The organism is Campylobacter ureolyticus ACS-301-V-Sch3b, assembly GCF_000413435.1.
GTDB classification, from domain to species: Bacteria; Campylobacterota; Campylobacteria; order Campylobacterales; family Campylobacteraceae; genus Campylobacter_B; species Campylobacter_B ureolyticus_A.
In genome coordinates this window covers 668,341-684,224 of the sequence record NZ_KE340326.1, presented here as the reverse complement: position 1 = coordinate 684,224, position 15,884 = coordinate 668,341, and the positions used below count along the sequence as shown (strand labels likewise).

Genomic DNA, 15,884 nt, shown 5'->3' with positions numbered 1-15,884 from the left:
AAGCCTCCTTAAAGCTTAGTTTTCATAAAACGCGATGCCTAGCATTACCTTATCCACATGTTTATTATAATCAATCAAGCTCTCACCATATCCACTAAAATACTGCACAAATCCGTGAAGTTCTTTAAAAAATGGAAGTGGGAAATAATAATTTAATTCTATCGCTCCGCGGTTTTCCTTATCAAATCTTAAGTTATTTCTCCACAAAGCTGTTAAGTGATGATTTCCAATATCATAGTTAAATTTAATATCTCCATAGCCTAAATACTGTCTTATATCATCATTGGTTTTATCGAAGGTAAATGAGTGCCAAACTCTTGGAGTTATGCGTAAATTTCCTAAATTAAAGCTAGTGCTTGCAAAAATCCTATTCCAAGATCTTGAAGTTTCTTCTGCTTCACCGTTTGAGTGATGATTAAATCCAACTCTAAAATAATCAAGCCCTAAGAAATCAGTTGGTATAGTTACAAAAATTTCAGGCTCATAATCAGTTGTTCTAAACGGAGCTGAATCTTGTGAAATTTGCCAAAAAGATTTTTGAGTATAAGCCACGCTCCAAGTTTCATCAAGACCTAAAATATCATCAACAATTGGTTTTTGAAAACTTATTTGAAATTTAGCTTCACCTTTTTTTCTATCTGGCTTTTTGCCAAAATCATACGCATAACCTACATAAGTTAGCTCATACATATAAAGCCACTGAGGATTTTCTTCATCTGCTTTTGGATATAAGGATTTTGATTTTTGTGAGATTTTAGGTGTAATTTCTTCACTGCTTAAAGCAGTTTTTGGCTCATCTAGGTTTTGAGAATTTAAATCTACATAGTGGGGCTTTGCCTCATCTTGCGATTTATTTAAGGTATTAATGTTTTCTTTAACCACTTCTTTTTGTAAAATTTCATTTTGTGTTTTTGAAAACTCAGCAAGCTTTTTATACTCAAGCATTGCATTTTTATAATCACCCTTTTTTTCAAACTCCATAGCTTTTTTAAGTGATTTTTGATACACTTCATCACTAAAATTATTTGCCAAAGACAAAGTTGCTATTAGTGATAAATAGACTATTTTTTTCATAAATTTCCTTTTTTTATTGCTTTTTCATATTCGTTAAAGTAGTTCAAATTTAAAAACTCTTTTTCATCATCAAAAAAAACGCTTTTAAATTTGGACTTTTGAAATAAAGCTTTTATTTTATGAATGTTTTCTTCATATAAAGACAAGGCTAAATCACTCAAATTTGAATTGTAAAATCCGCACAAACTATGAATATGCTCTTTATCTTTTGCAACGCAAATTTCGTTTTTATCTAAGTTTTCATAAAGTAAATTTATAGTTTCAAATTTTACAAAAGGCATATCAACAGCTATTATAAAAACATTTTGATTTTTAAAATTTGATAGAACTGAGTAAAGTCCGCCCATTGGCGAAAAATCATCAAAAGTATCTTTAATAAGTTTAAATTCACCGTTAAATTTATCAAATTTAGAACTTACAAAAACATTTTTAAAGATTTTACTAAATTTAAAAACTTGAAAATGCGTTAAAGTGTGAAAATTTTCAAATGGCAAAAGTGATTTGTCTCTTCCCATTCTAGAGCTTTTCCCACCAGCTAAAATAACGCAATTTTCATACATTTTAAATCTTTATAAATCCCTTGGATCAGCAATTTTTCCAGCTATAGCTGAAGCTGCTGCAACAGCTGAGTTTGCAAGATAAACCTCGCTACTTCTATCGCCCATCCTACCTACAAAATTTCTATTTGTTGTAGAGATGCATCTTTCTCCTGCTCCTAAAATTCCCATATATCCACCAAGACAAGCTCCACAGGTTGGATTACTTACAACTGCACCAGCTTGTATAAAAATATCAATAAGTCCCTCTTTTTGCGCTTGTAGGGCTATTTTTTGTGTAGCTGGTGTTATTATAAGACGAGTTTTGCGAGCTACTTTTTTACCTTTTAAAATACTTGCTGCAATTCTTAAATCACTCAATCTTCCATTTGTGCAACTTCCTATAAAAGCTTGATCAATTGCGATATCGTCTTTAACAGCCTCTCTTACGCTTTTTCCATTACTTGGTAAAAATGGATATGCAATTACTGGATCTAGCTTTGAGGTATCTATTTCTATAACTTTTGTATAATTTGCTCCCTCATCTGAGTAAAAATACTTTGGCTCATCTCTTAAATTTTTATCTTTTAAAAACTCTTTTGTTATTTCATCAACTGCGATTATACCGCTTTTTCCGCCTGCTTCTATGGCCATATTACAAAGACTAAATCTTGAATCCATATCCAAATACTGAACGCTCTCGCCTGTAAATTCCAAAGCTTTATAAAGTGCTCCATCAACGCCAATTTGTCTAATTACTTCTAAAATTAAATCTTTTCCATAAACATACTGTGCAGGTTTTTTCTTAAAAACAATTTTTATTGTTTCAGGTACTTTAAACCAGTTTTTTCCAGTTATCATCGCATAAGCTAAATCAGTACTTCCCATACCTGTTGCAAAAGCTCCTAAAGCTCCGTGAGTACAGGTGTGAGAGTCAGCTCCTATTATCACATCTCCTGGAATTACAAGTCCTTTTTCAGGCAAAAGTGCATGCTCAATTCCCATATCTTTTTCATCAAAATAGTTTTTTAAGTTATGCTCATACGCAAAATCTCTTGAAATTTTTGCTTGATTTGCACTTAAAATATCTTTGGCTGGGATGTAGTGATCCATAACAATGGCAAAACCATCTGGGTTCGCAAGGCTTTTTGCACCGCTTTCTTTAAAAGCTTTTATGGAAATTGGTGTTGTTATATCATTTCCTATAACCATATCAATTTTACTATCTATTATTTGCCCAGCTTTTACCTCATGTCCTACGTGATTGCTGAAAATTTTTTCAGTAATTGTTTGTTTCATCAAATCCCTTTTAATTAATTTTTATTTAAACTGAAAGATTTTATCTAAATTTTGCTAAAATTAGAGTTATGAAGTATAAAATATTAATGCAAATTGCGGATTTTTTAAAAAAATTTGAAAAAATAAACAGTATAAAAAGAGTTGGCGATAGAGTTGTTTTGATAGAATTTGATAAACAAAATTCCATTTTTTTTGATATGGATAAGCAAAACTCAGCTATTTATAAAAACGATGATTACAAACATTTTAAAAGCTATAAAGCACCTTTTGATGTAGTTTTAAGTAAAAGATTTAATGCGTCAAATTTAATAAATTTAGAAGTTTTAGAAAACAATAGAATACTTTTTATAAAAGCAAAAAAAAGTGGAAGCTACAAAGAGATAGTTTCAAATTTATATTTTGAATTTACAGGGCGATTTACAAATATCATAATAACAGATGAAAATGATAATATACTAGAAGCTTTAAGTCATTATGAAAATGCAAATAGAAGAATAAAACCTGGAAAAACTTTAAAACATTTAAGCCAAATCACAATAAAAGAAAAGCCAAGCCAAATAATTGTAAATTTTGATGAGTTTTTAAAAAGTGAGTTTGAAAAAATAAACTCAAAAAAGCTTTTTGATATAAAAAATTCAAAAATAGCAATTTTAGATAAAAAAATAGATAGTTTAACTAAAAATTTAACTGAGCTAGAAAGCCAAGAAAATTTACTTGAAAAATCAATAAATTTGAATAAAAAAGGTGAAATTTTAACAGCAAACTTACATCTTTTAAATGATTTTCAAAAAGAGTTTGTTTTAAAAGATTTTGACGGAAATGATGTTTTTTTTAAATGTGAAAAAAGCCCAAAACTTGAAGCAAAAAGACTCTTTGATGAGAGTAAAAAACTAAGGCAAAAAGCTAGTGGAGTTAAATTTGAAAAAGCAAATTTAAATGAAAAAATAGAGTTTTTTCAAAATTTGAAAGAATTAGTCAAAAATGTCTCAAATTTAGATGAAATTGAAGCTTTGTTTCCTAAAAAAAGTAAAAAACTTCCTTTAAATAAGGAAAGCGAGATAATAGAAAATTTTTATATAGGTGATTTTAAAATCTCTGTTGGAAAAAATGAAAAAGGAAATATAAGTCTACTTAAAAACTCAAAAAAAGATGATTTTTGGTTTCATCTAAAAGATATCCCATCAACTCATGTGATAGTTAAAACAAATAAACAAAACTTAAGCGATGAAATAATTAAAATAGCAGCAAAAATTTGTGTTAATTTTAGCGTTAAAAATAGTGGAAATTTTGAAGTTGATTACACAAAAAGAGCAAATGTAAAAGTGGTTGATGGAGCATTTGTAAATTACATAAACTACAAAACAATTACTATTTTAAAGACTTAAATAAGTAAATTTAGATAAAATGTGTTTAAAATTTCTACAAAAGGATGCATTATGAAAACTCGCTTAAAAACAGCAGGGATACTCATTTTAGCACTACTTGTGCTTGTTTGGCTAGACTTGTATTTGCTCAACTTTTTAATATTTGCAGCTGTTTTAGCATTATCTTTAAGTGAGGCTTTAAAGCTTTATAAAATCGATGATGAAACTATCATCCCACTTGGCGTTGGACTTTTTATAATATTTGCAATTTTTTCAGGAAATAGCTTTTCACATGTTTATAAATTTATAGCACTTACTTTACTTGTTGCAAGCTCATTTTTAGCCTATAAAAATAGTGAAAATTTAAATTCTTTAAAAGTGCTTATCTATCCGCTAGCTCCAATATTTATAATGTTTAGCATATATCAAGTTTTAGGCATTACTTGCCTTGTTTATCTACTTGTGATAATTGCCTGTGCAGATAGTGGTGCATATTTTATCGGCAAAGCTTTTGGCTCACACGGTTTTTGTCAAACATCGCCTAACAAAACACTTGAAGGACTTCTTGGTGGTGTAGTTTGTGCTGTATTTGTAGGTGGGGCTTATTACGCATTTTTCATGGATGCAGGAACACTGCCAAATCCTTTAATTTCAACTATTTTTATCGTTGTTGCTGGAATTTTTGGGGATTTGTTTGAAAGCTATCTAAAAAGAAAAGCTGGAGTTAAAGATAGTGGTGAGATATTCCCAGGACATGGTGGAATGCTTGATAGAATAGACAGCTACTTTTTTGGCGCTATTGCTATGAGTTTAATTTATATATGGTAGTTTTAGGCTCAACTGGATCAATTGGCGTAAATTCGCTTCTTATAGCCAATAAATTTAACATTGAAGTTGAAGCATTAAGCTGTAATAAAAATGTAGATTTGCTAAATTTACAAATTTCAAAATTTAAACCAAAATTTGTTTGTGTTGGTGATGAGAGTTTAGTTAAATCAGTAAATCACAAAACCGTTTTTGTTGGTGAAAATGGACTTTTAAAAATGCTTGAAAACTGTAAAAGCAAGAAGATAATAAACGCCCTTGTTGGTTTTGCTGGACTAAAGCCAAGTATTAAAACACAAAATTTAAATAAAACTTTATGCCTTGCAAATAAAGAAAGCTTGGTTGTGGCTGGGAAATTTCTTGATACAAAAAAAATAATTCCAATTGATAGTGAGCATTTTGGGCTTAAATTTCTACTAAAAGAGATGAAAATTCATAAGATGATAATCACTGCAAGTGGAGGAGCATTTAGAGATACCAATTTAAATACGCTTAAAAATGCAACTCCAAAAGATGCACTAAAGCATCCAAATTGGAGCATGGGAGCAAAAATAACAATCGATAGTGCAACTATGATGAATAAACTTTTTGAAATAATGGAAGCGTTTCATCTTTATAAAGTTTCAAATTTAGATGCATTCATTGAAAGAACCTCAACGATTCACGCATTAATTGAGTTTATTGATGGCTCAACCACGGCTCATATCTCAAAAACAGATATGAAACTTGCAATTGCAAATGCCGTTTTAGATGAGATAAATGAGCCTATTTTAGAGCATTTTGATTTGTTGAGTTTAGAAAAAGGGCTTAAATTTGAAAAAATTAATTTAGAAAAATATCCAGTTTTTTCACTAAAAGATGAAGTTATAAAAAACCCTGATTTAGGAGTGATAATAAATGCTGCAAATGAAATTTATGTTAATAAATTTTTAAATAATGAGTGCAAATTTTTAGATATTAAAAAAATAATTTTTGAAAGTTTAGATAAATTTGCCTCTTTTAAGCCTTTAAATTTGGATGAAATTTTTGAAATGGATAAAAAAGTAAGAGAATTTGCTAAAAAATTAGTATAAAATTCTAAAATTTAAGTGATTATTTTAAATTATCAAAAAAAATATCTTCAAATCAGCCATAAAAAAGAGCATAAAGACTTATTGCAGCAACCATAACAATTTTAACATTTATAAGTGTTATAGCTGATATTTTCAACCTTTTTGATAGATTTTTTAAATAGAATCTAAAAAAATCAAGCAATTGGGCTTGATTTTTCAAACTTTTCTATCAATACTTCTTTTTATATCTTGCAATAGCTTAATAGATGCTTCTATTTCAACTTTTCTAGTTGAAATACTTTCAACATTTGCCCCAACAACAACGCCTTTATTTTTAGCATATCTATATATAAACTCAAACATTTCAAAACTAAGCGAAACTGAACTTTGTAAAATATCAATACTATTTTTTAGCCTATTTTCCAAAAATGGCGGAATTGAAATACCAAGCCACTTCATAAACTCAAGTGTTTTTAAGCTTCCACATGGCGTGAAAGTAAAAATAATGGGAACTTTTTTTATATTTAATTTTGCATAATCATCTATAAAATTCTTGGCATTTATCGCATTATAAACCGCTTGAGTTATAAAAAACTCACAACCATTTAATGTTTTATTTGCCACTTTTAAGTGCTCATTGTGTTTTGCCTCATGTCTTTCAGGTATGCAAATTCCACCAAGTGGGATATCTTTTGCAAATTCTTTTTTGATCTCATAAGCTTTTTTTAAACTAAGTTTTATTTTTTGATCTTTTGAACTAGCTCCAACAAAAACATTTGCTATATTTTTATCAAATTTTAAACTTTTTATAAACTCATCTTGGCTGTATTTTCCTACTGATTTATAAATAATACCTGGAAATTTAAGCTCTAAAGACTTATAATATTCGTACGGATCTATAGTTTTTACAAACTCAAAAGTTCTTTTTTCATCATTTCTATCGCCCTCATCTTGCAGATCATATATAACGATACCATCAACATCAAGCAAGTTAAGTCTTTTTTTTCTAAGTTCAAGTAAATTTTCTAAGTTTTGATGATTTTGCTTTGGTGGTGTTTGTCCATAAAGCAAAATTCCACTTTCATTGTTTTTAAGTTTTTCAAAAAACATATTTTTCCTTAAATTATTTTTTTGTATGATAACAAATTAAAATTTTGCTTTTTCTTAAACCTTGATATGGTATCATACAAAAAACTTTTAAAAAGAGGCGAAAATGCTACAAGAAAATTTAAAATTATTTTATTTAGGACTTAAAGAAAACGGTGAGCCATTTTTGTATAAAAACAAAGACTTAACAACTCACGCAGCAATTATTGGAATGACTGGAAGTGGAAAAACTGGTCTTGGAATTACGCTTTTAGAAGAAGCTGCTATTGATAATATCCCTTCAATTGTAATCGATCCAAAAGGCGATATGACAAATTTAGCTCTTGCTTTTCCAAAAATGCAAGCAGATGACTTTTTACCATATATTGATGAAAATGAGGCAAAAAGCAAAGGTATGACAACAAAAGAGTTGGCAGAAAAAACAGCTGAAATTTGGAAAAATGGTATTGAGGGGTCATTTCAAAGTTTAGATAGAGTAAATTTATTAAAAAACAGTGCTGAGTTTAAGATATTTACTCCAAAAAGTAGCTCTGGACTTGGTGTAAGTCTTTTAAGTAATTTTGAAGCACCTCTAAATTTAGATGAAGAAAGCCTAAATGAATACACACTGTCTTTATCAAACTCAGTATTATCGCTAATAGGAGAAAATGACAATTCAAAAGAGCTTTTTTTACAAAATATATTTTTAGAAAATTTCAAAAAAAATATAAATTTAAGTATTGCAGATTTAATTCATCAAATAGTAACTCCGCCATTTTTAAAGCTTGGAGTTTTTGATGTAGAAACTCTTTATCCGGCAAATAAAAGAATGGAATTTGCGATGAAGCTAAACTCCTTAATCGCAAGTCCGTCATTTTCACAGTGGTGCAAAGGCGAAAAACTTGATATTTCAAAAATGCTTTTTAATGATAGTGGAAAAGCAAGATGCAATATCTTTACAATTTCACATCTAAATGATGATGAAAGAATGTTTTTTGTAACCTTGCTTTTAAATGAAATCATAAGATGGATGCGAACAACTGATGGCACAAGTAGTTTAAGAATGATTTTATATATGGATGAAATTTTTGGCTTTTTCCCACCAACTTCAAACCCTCCATCAAAAACACCAATGCTAACACTTTTAAAACAAGCAAGAGCTTTTGGTATTGGATGTGTTTTATCAACGCAAAACCCAATAGATCTAGACTACAAAGGTCTTTCTAACATAGGCACTTGGTTTATTGGAAGACTTCAAACAGCTCAGGATAAAAACAGAGTAATAAGCGGGCTAACTGGCGTTGGAGAAAGTGATAAAAATAAATTGTTGGAGCAAATTTCAAATCTTAAAAAAAGAAGTTTTTTAGTTAAAAATATAAATGAATCAAATTTAGAAATAATTTCTTCAAGATTTGCATTAAGTTATCTAAAAGGCCCATTAAGTAGTGATCAAATTTCAAATTTAATGGCTGATAAAAAAGAAAATTTCAAACCATTAAATTTAACATTATCAAAAACAAAACCTGTAGTTTCACCAAATATTGATGAGTATTTTTATTATGAAAACTCATCAAATTTAATACCACATCTTTTAGCAAGTGCAAAAGTAATATACAAAACAAAAGATTTTGAATACCAAAAAGATTTAAATTTAGCAATACCACTTGTCAGTGATGAAATAAAGTGGGAAAACGCCTTTAATTTTAATCAAATTTTAAGTAAAACAGTAAAAGAAGATAGCGAGTTTGAGCCACTTCCTTCATTTATAGCATCAAATAAAGATTTAAGTAAAGAAGCAAGAGATTTTAAAGATTATATTTTTAGAAATATTAAACTCACACTTTTTGAGGCTCTTGGTGAAATTTCAAAACCAAATGAAGAAAAAAGCGATTTTTTAATAAGAATAAATGATAAATGTAATGAAATTTTAGAAGATGAAACTTCCAAATTTGAAGCTAAATTTAAAGCAGAAAAAGAAAAATTAGAAGCTCAAATTCAAAAAGCTCAAATTAAGCTTGATAAAGAAAAATCAGATGTCAAATCAAGTGGAATCAACGCAGCTATTAGTATCGGAGGTGCCATTTTAGGTATGTTTTTAGGAAATAAAACTCTTACAAAAACAAATGCTTCAAAAGTTTTAACGAGTTCAAAAAGTGCAAATAGAGTTTTAAATGAAAGAAAAGATGTCGCACTTGCAAAAGATGCGCTTGAGGCACTTGAAAATAGATTAAATGAGCTTGTATTGGAAGAAAGTGCGAAATTAAAAGAGCTAAGAGAGAAGTATAATTTAAAAAATTTAGATATTAAAACAACTGAAATTTCAGCTAGAAAAACTGATATTTTTGATGAAAAAATAGCTCTTTTATGGAAAAGTTAAAATAGTTTTGATAAAATTTTAGGCTTAAAAATTTAAAGGAAAAACAGTGAACGGATTAATAAATTTCTTAACAAATCCAAATATTATGCTTTATTTGGCTGCTTATTTAATAGCTTCAATTCCATTTGGAGTTATTATCGTAAAGTCTCTTTATAGTGTGGATATTACAAAAGAAGGAAGCAAAAGCATTGGAGCAACAAATGTTTATAGAGTTTTAAAAAATATTGATTTAAAAAATGCAAAAAAAATAGCAATTATTACAATAATTTGCGATGTATTAAAAGGCTTTTTGCCTATTATTATTGCTAAATTTGCAGGAATTGATGAAAATGTTTTATGGATGATGGCAGTAATGGCTGTGTTGGGGCATTGTTTTAGTGCGTTTTTAAAATTTGAAGGTGGAAAAGGCGTGGCAACAAGCTATGGAGTTTTTGCAGCATTCTTACCAATTGAGGTTGCTTTATCTTTAATTGTTTGGTTTTTGGTAGGAAAATTTATAAAAGTTTCATCCATTGCATCACTTAGTGGAATTTTTACTTTTTTAATTCTTTCACTAATAATACATCCACAAATTTTACCGATAAACACACACGCACCAATCATAATAATTGTTTTTATCGTATTTTATAAACACATTCCAAATATTAAAAGACTTATTTTTAAAGAGGAAAAACAGGTTTTATGATAACTGTTTTAATTGAAAATTTAGAGTTTAAAACAATTATTGGAATGCTTGAGTTTGAGCGAACAAAAGCTCAAAAGATAAAAATAGATGCAAAATTTCAAGCTCATGAGTTTATCGACTATGCGCTAGTTTGTGAAATTATAGAAAATGAGTTTAATAAAAATAAATTTGTAAAAGTTGAAGATGCCTTAAATTATTTTTGTGATTTTTTTAAAAAAAAATATCCAACAATAAATTATTTTTCTATGAAAATTATAAAAAAAGAAATTTTACAAAATGCAGATGTTGGGGCAATGATAGAAGAAATTTTTTAAGATATTTTTAAAAAACTTGAATTTAAGCTTAAATTCTGTTATAATCACTGAAATAATTTTAAAATTAAGGAAAGTATAATGAGAATTTTGATAGTAGAAGATGAAGTTACTCTAAATAAAACAATTGCCGAAGGTTTGCAAGAATTTGGTTATCAAGCAGACTGTGCTGAAAACTTCAAAGATGCTGAGTATTATATCGGCATAAGAAACTATGATTTAGTTCTAGCAGACTGGATGCTTCCTGATGGAGATGGAATTGATCTTATCAACATTATAAAACAAAAATGTCCTAGAACTGCAGTTGTAATGCTATCAGCAAAAGAAGATAAAGAAAGCGAAATAAAAGCATTAAAAGCAGGAGCAAGTGATTATATAAAAAAACCATTTGATTTTGATATTTTGCTAGCTAGAATTGAAGTTCAACTTAGATTTGGCGGTACAAATGTAATCCAAATAGGCGAACTTACAATAGATCCAGATGAGGAAAAAATAATTTATAAAGATCAAGAAGTAGAATTAAAAGGAAAACCATTTGAGGTTTTAACTCATCTTGCAAGACATAGTGATCAAATAGTCTCAAAAGAACAACTCCTTGATGCGATTTGGGAAGAACCAGAACTTGTTACTCCAAATGTGATTGAAGTAGCAATAAATCAAATTAGACAAAAAATGGATAAACCTTTAAATATATCAACAATAGAAACTGTAAGAAGACGCGGATATAGATTTTGCTTTCCCAAAAAAGTTTAAGAACTAAATTTATCATTCAGTTAGCATCGGGTTCTTCGATGCTAATTTTAATATTTTCAACTATGCTTTACCACTATATAAAAATAAATATTTTTGAAACAGTGGTGCAGGTTTTAAACCAAGAAGCTATAAAACTATCATCTCAAAATATAACTAATAGTTTTAACTTTTATATAAAAGAGCTTGGTCACACGCCAATAAATGCAAAAATAATTCAAAATGAAAAAAATCTAAAAAAGCCAAAATATACAAGCATAAAAACAGAAGAAAAATCATCTCTTATGCTCGAATATCCCTATAAAAATAGCATCATCATACTTGATACAGACACAACTTTTTATAACAAATTAGTTTCTCAAGTATTAACTGATATTATTATTATAAATGCAACCATGATATTTTTAATTTTGTTTTTTGCTCTATTTTTATCAAGATCTCTTTTAATTCCTATTAAGCTTCTTTCAGCCAAGCTTTCAAAACTTAATGAAATAGCACTTGATCACATAGATGAAAATGAAATTCCACTAGAATTTAAGCCCCTTGGAATGGGTATAAATAGGCTTATTGATAGAATTCACACTTTTATAGGATATCAAAAAGAACTTTTTATAGGCATTGCGCATGAGTTAAAAACTCCACTTGCAGTTATGAAAACTAAAAATGAAGTTACTCTTTTAAAGCCAAGGGAAAATGAAAAATATATAGAAGCTTTAAAAAATAATAATATTTCAATTGATAATATGAATAAAATGATAAGCTCAATTTTAGAAATTGGCAGGCAAGAAGGTGCGCAATTTGAAAAGCCTGTTGAAATTGATATTATAAAACTTATAAATGAAACTTGTTTAAATTTTAAGATACTAGCACAATCAAAAGATAAGGCAATAATTACAAAATTAAAACCAGATGAGTTTTTTATGAGTATTCAACCAAATTTATTTTTACATATTATCCAAAATTTCATTCAAAATGCTATTAAATTTTCACCGCAAAACTCAGCTATTATCATAAAAAGCACTATTTTGGATGATTATTTTAAACTTGATGTTGTTGATGAGGGAATTGGAATAGATGAAAGCTTAGATCTTTTTGCGCCATTTAAACGAAGTGGTAATAAAAGCGGTGCTGGACTTGGATTATTTTTAGCAAAAGGTGCAGCCGATGCGATGAATGCCCAAATTTCACTTAAAAATAGAAATGATCAAAAAGGAGTCATTGCAACTATTAAAATTCCAATTTCAAAAACAAGTAAAAAATTAAATAAGGCTTTTAAATGACGAAAAAAGTAGCAGTTATTGACCTTGGCTCAAACTCAGCAAGAATGGTAATTTTTGGAAGAACTAGTAGGCTTGGATTTTACATACTTGGTGAATACAAAATGAAAGTAAGACTTGGTGAAAGAGCTTATGAGCATAGTGGAATTATCCAAGAAGATGCTATGAAAAAGTGCTTTGGCGCTTTTGTGGAGTTTAGAAAGATACTAAATAGATATAAAATTCAAAAAATTCTAGCCGTTGGAACATCAGCTTTAAGAGATGCAAAAAATGCAAATGAGTTTATAAATATGGTTAAAAAACTTGGTATTAACCTAAAAGTTGTAGATGGCGATATGGAAGCATATTATGGCGGTTTTGGAGCAGCAAGACTTGTAAAATACCCAAATAATGCAACAACTGTTGATATTGGTGGAGGATCTACAGAACTTGCTAAAATAGAAAATGGAAAAGTTGTAAAAACATTTTCTTTAAATTTAGGAACTGTAAGATTAAAAGAGCTTTTTTATGATAAAGAAAATTTAAATGGACTTGATGAGTTTGTTAAAGAACTAACAGATAAAATTTCTAAAGATTTTCAAAACAATACAATTATCTCAATTGGAGGAAGTTTAAGAGCCATTTCAAATGCAATTATCCAAAGAAGAAACTATCCTTTAAAAATGGTTCATGGCTTTTCTTATAATTATGAAAAAGAAAAAGGCTTTATAGAAAAAATTTATTCTTCAAAAATATCAGATTTGGGAAACTTTTTTATAAAAAAAGATCGTTTTGATACGATAAGAGGTGGAGCTTATATTTTCAAAAAAGTTGCTGATATTCTAAAAGCAAAAGAGATAATTACAAGTGGAGTTGGTGTTAGAGAGGGAGTTTTTTTAACAAATTTAATAGGCAAAAATGCAAAATTTCCTGGAAATTTTAATCCATCTTTAAAAAGCTTGCAAGATAGGTTTATAACTCAAAATCGTCCAAATATAACTAAATTTTCAAAAGAGCTTTTTTATACCCTAAAACCACTTCATAAAGTTAGTGAAATTTATATAAATGATCTTTTAGCAGCCTCAAAACTCGCCGACATTGGAAGAAAAATAGGTTTTTACTCAAAGCATTTAAATGCTAATTTTATTATCTTAAACGCACTTAATTATGGCTATACACATAAAGAAAAAGCCCTAATTGCAACGATAATAAAACAAAATGGCAAAAGAGTAATAAGCCAGATTGAATATGAAGAATTAAAAGAGTTATTGCCTGATGAAAACTCAGTTATTTGGCTAAGTTTTATTTTAAAACTAGCTACGATTTTAGACTATAGTGATATAAAAAATGTAAGCCTTAGCTACAAAAATAAAACGCTTGAAATTTATGGGTTAAAAGAAGATGAATATATAAAAGACACTATTAAAAAAATGCAAAAACCAGGAATTTTTGCAATTACATTTAATTAAAAAGGAATAAAAATGCCACTACTTGATAGTTTTAAAGTTGATCATACAAAAATGAAAGCTCCAGGAGTAAGACTTGCCAAAACCATGAAAACCCCAAAAGGAGATATTATAAGTGTTTATGATTTAAGATTTTGCCTGCCAAATAAAGAGATTATGAGCGAGGCTGGAACGCATACATTAGAACATCTTTTTGCAGGCTTTATGAGAGAACACCTAAATAGTAAAGATGTTGAGATAATAGATATTTCACCAATGGGCTGTAGAACTGGTTTTTACATGAGTTTAATAGGAAGTCCAAATATTGATAAAGTTATAAAAGCTTGGGAAAACTCAATGAAAGATGTTTTAAATGTAGCTTCACAAAGTGATATCCCAGAACTTAACATTTATCAGTGTGGAACTGCTTCTATGCATAGTTTAAAAGAAGCTAAAGAAATAGCTCAAAATGTTCTAAATAAAGGAATTTGTATTATAAACAATGATGAAATTGCTTTAAAAGATATATAAACTAAGGAAAAAGCATTTATTTTGCTTTTTCCCAAATTAATTTCTTACCAAAAATAGCCTTGTTATTTGTAAATTTCGCCCACGAAATTTCCATACACCAAATACTTGGTTTTAAAGCAAGCGCATAAGGAAATCTTTTAAAATAAATTTTTTTTTGCTCTTCATTAGCCTTTTTAAACTCGCCTAAAAGCTGAATGCCTTTAATATTTCCAACTATTTTTGTATCAAGATGTATTATTCCTGAGAGAATTGGATTTTTTAAAGCCATTTGAATATGGTTTGTTTTTTCATCTGAAGCAAAAATTAAACTTGAATTTTTTTCATCATAAGCATAAAATGCACTTGCGCAATATGGCTTATTATCAAAACTCACGCAAAAAGATAAAAGGTGCATTTTTTTTACAAATTTATCTATTTCTTCATACAACTTTTTTGCCTTTTTTATAAATTTACTAAATAATAGCAAATTTTTTGTATAATTTAATGAAAATATTAAGGAAATTTAATGGAAAATGTAGAAATTCTAAAACAGATGTTTTTAATGCAACAACGACTAAATGATGAAACAAATGGCAAAAAATGGGAAGAAGGAACCGCACAAAATGGCAAACTCATAAATTGGAAAAGATGTATTTATATGGAGTGTGCTGAACTAATCGATAGCTTTTCATGGAAACACTGGAAAAGCATAAACCAAAAAGCAAATAGTGAAAATATAAAGATTGAACTAACTGATATTTGGCATTTTATAATGAGCTTAGTATTAGAAAAAGCATATCCTAATAAAAACATTGATGATATTGTAAAAGATATTATTTCAGTTAGTGGATTTAGGGATTTTACACTTGAAGCTTATAGCATGAGCGAGTATAATTTATATGAAATTATTAACGATATTGAGATCATAATACATGAATGCAGTGGTTTTGAGCTTAAAATTCATGAGCTTTTAACTAACTTTTTTAGACTTTCACTTAAATGCGGCTTAAATTTAAATGAGCTTTTCAAAAAATATGTTGGCAAAAATGTGTTAAACAAATTTAGACAAGATCATGGATATCAAAACGGAACTTATGTAAAAATTTGGAATGGCAAAGAAGATAACGAAGTATTAAGTCAAATTTTAAACTCAGGCATTATAAATATGGATGAAATTTATAAAAAACTTGATGAAAATTATAAAAAAATCAAAAAATAAATTTTAAAAACAATATATAAATTTTGAATACATAGTTATAAAAACTACAAAATACAAAAAAGATGTGTTCGCACATCTTTTACACAAAAATAATA

General features: G+C 28.3%; 16 protein-coding genes. 11 read left to right on the top strand and 5 right to left on the bottom strand.

All coding sequences use genetic code 11. From position 1 onward, the window contains the following. Positions 1-15: 15 nt before the first annotated feature. The 3 genes from HMPREF9309_RS03480 to leuC are packed head-to-tail and all read right to left on the bottom strand — an operon-like array spanning position 16 to position 2,909. Complete coding sequence (locus tag HMPREF9309_RS03480; protein ID WP_016646539.1) at positions 16-1,074, bottom strand: phospholipase A; 1,059 nt, start codon at positions 1,072-1,074, stop codon at positions 16-18. After that, on the bottom strand, positions 1,071-1,634 hold the full coding sequence (locus HMPREF9309_RS03475; RefSeq protein ID WP_016646538.1) for a molybdenum cofactor guanylyltransferase: 564 nt from the start codon (positions 1,632-1,634) through the stop codon (positions 1,071-1,073). The genes HMPREF9309_RS03480 and HMPREF9309_RS03475 overlap by 4 nt, the downstream gene beginning before the upstream one ends. A gap of 9 nt (positions 1,635-1,643) precedes the next feature. Then, the gene (gene leuC, locus HMPREF9309_RS03470) at positions 1,644-2,909 is read right to left on the bottom strand and encodes a 3-isopropylmalate dehydratase large subunit (protein WP_016646537.1); all 1,266 of its coding nucleotides are present in this window, start codon (positions 2,907-2,909) and stop codon (positions 1,644-1,646) included. 68 nt (positions 2,910-2,977) lie between these two features. Here leuC and HMPREF9309_RS03465 point away from each other — a divergent pair, with 68 nt between their 5' ends. From HMPREF9309_RS03465 to dxr, 3 genes are read left to right on the top strand one after another with little or no spacing between them, the layout of a single operon-like run. After that, the gene (locus tag HMPREF9309_RS03465) at positions 2,978-4,294 is read left to right on the top strand and encodes an NFACT RNA binding domain-containing protein (protein ID WP_016646536.1); all 1,317 of its coding nucleotides are present in this window, start codon (positions 2,978-2,980) and stop codon (positions 4,292-4,294) included. Between the two features lie 51 nt (positions 4,295-4,345). Then, the gene (locus HMPREF9309_RS03460; protein ID WP_016646535.1) at positions 4,346-5,101 is read left to right on the top strand and encodes a phosphatidate cytidylyltransferase; all 756 of its coding nucleotides are present in this window, start codon (positions 4,346-4,348) and stop codon (positions 5,099-5,101) included. After that, positions 5,095-6,171, top strand: a complete 1,077-nt coding sequence (gene dxr, locus HMPREF9309_RS03455; RefSeq protein WP_016646534.1) for a 1-deoxy-D-xylulose-5-phosphate reductoisomerase — start codon at positions 5,095-5,097, stop codon at positions 6,169-6,171. Before HMPREF9309_RS03460 ends, dxr begins: the two co-directional genes overlap by 7 nt. A 195-nt stretch (positions 6,172-6,366) precedes the next feature. On the opposite strand, the gene HMPREF9309_RS03450 is transcribed toward dxr, so the two are convergent. After that, on the bottom strand, positions 6,367-7,260 hold the full coding sequence (locus HMPREF9309_RS03450; protein WP_016646533.1) for a methylenetetrahydrofolate reductase: 894 nt from the start codon (positions 7,258-7,260) through the stop codon (positions 6,367-6,369). A gap of 103 nt (positions 7,261-7,363) precedes the next feature. On the opposite strand from HMPREF9309_RS03450, the gene HMPREF9309_RS03445 reads away from it, so the two are divergent. The 7 genes from HMPREF9309_RS03445 (at position 7,364) to luxS (ending at position 14,591) form a co-directional block, all read left to right on the top strand. After that, a complete protein-coding gene (locus HMPREF9309_RS03445) occupies positions 7,364-9,613 on the top strand; it encodes a helicase HerA domain-containing protein (protein ID WP_016646532.1) in 2,250 nt (749 codons plus the stop codon). Between the two features lie 85 nt (positions 9,614-9,698). Continuing rightward, positions 9,699-10,298 carry a glycerol-3-phosphate 1-O-acyltransferase PlsY gene (plsY, locus tag HMPREF9309_RS03440; RefSeq protein ID WP_196799673.1) on the top strand — a complete coding sequence of 200 codons (600 nt, stop codon included), beginning with the start codon at positions 9,699-9,701 and terminating at the stop codon, positions 10,296-10,298. After that, positions 10,295-10,612 (top strand): dihydroneopterin aldolase, encoded by a 318-nt coding sequence (locus tag HMPREF9309_RS03435; protein ID WP_016646530.1) that lies wholly within the window; start codon positions 10,295-10,297, stop codon positions 10,610-10,612. The genes plsY and HMPREF9309_RS03435 overlap by 4 nt, the downstream gene beginning before the upstream one ends. Positions 10,613-10,690: 78 nt before the next feature. After that, positions 10,691-11,362, top strand: a complete 672-nt coding sequence (gene hsrA / locus HMPREF9309_RS03430) for a homeostatic response regulator transcription factor HsrA (protein ID WP_016646529.1) — start codon at positions 10,691-10,693, stop codon at positions 11,360-11,362. A 38-nt stretch (positions 11,363-11,400) separates the two neighbouring features. Then, complete coding sequence (locus HMPREF9309_RS03425) at positions 11,401-12,639, top strand: sensor histidine kinase (RefSeq protein ID WP_051115717.1); 1,239 nt, start codon at positions 11,401-11,403, stop codon at positions 12,637-12,639. Then, the gene (locus tag HMPREF9309_RS03420; protein ID WP_016646527.1) at positions 12,636-14,084 is read left to right on the top strand and encodes a Ppx/GppA phosphatase family protein; all 1,449 of its coding nucleotides are present in this window, start codon (positions 12,636-12,638) and stop codon (positions 14,082-14,084) included. The genes HMPREF9309_RS03425 and HMPREF9309_RS03420 overlap by 4 nt, the downstream gene beginning before the upstream one ends. Before the next feature lie 12 nt (positions 14,085-14,096). After that, positions 14,097-14,591 (top strand): S-ribosylhomocysteine lyase, encoded by a 495-nt coding sequence (gene luxS, locus HMPREF9309_RS03415; protein ID WP_016646526.1) that lies wholly within the window; start codon positions 14,097-14,099, stop codon positions 14,589-14,591. A gap of 16 nt (positions 14,592-14,607) precedes the next feature. Here luxS and HMPREF9309_RS03410 read toward each other — a convergent pair whose 3' ends face one another. After that, complete coding sequence (locus tag HMPREF9309_RS03410) at positions 14,608-15,018, bottom strand: hypothetical protein (RefSeq protein WP_016646525.1); 411 nt, start codon at positions 15,016-15,018, stop codon at positions 14,608-14,610. A 78-nt stretch (positions 15,019-15,096) separates the two neighbouring features. Between HMPREF9309_RS03410 and dut the strand changes: the two genes are divergently transcribed. Then, positions 15,097-15,789, top strand: a complete 693-nt coding sequence (gene dut, locus HMPREF9309_RS03405; RefSeq protein ID WP_016646524.1) for a dUTPase — start codon at positions 15,097-15,099, stop codon at positions 15,787-15,789. Positions 15,790-15,884 lie beyond the last annotated feature (95 nt).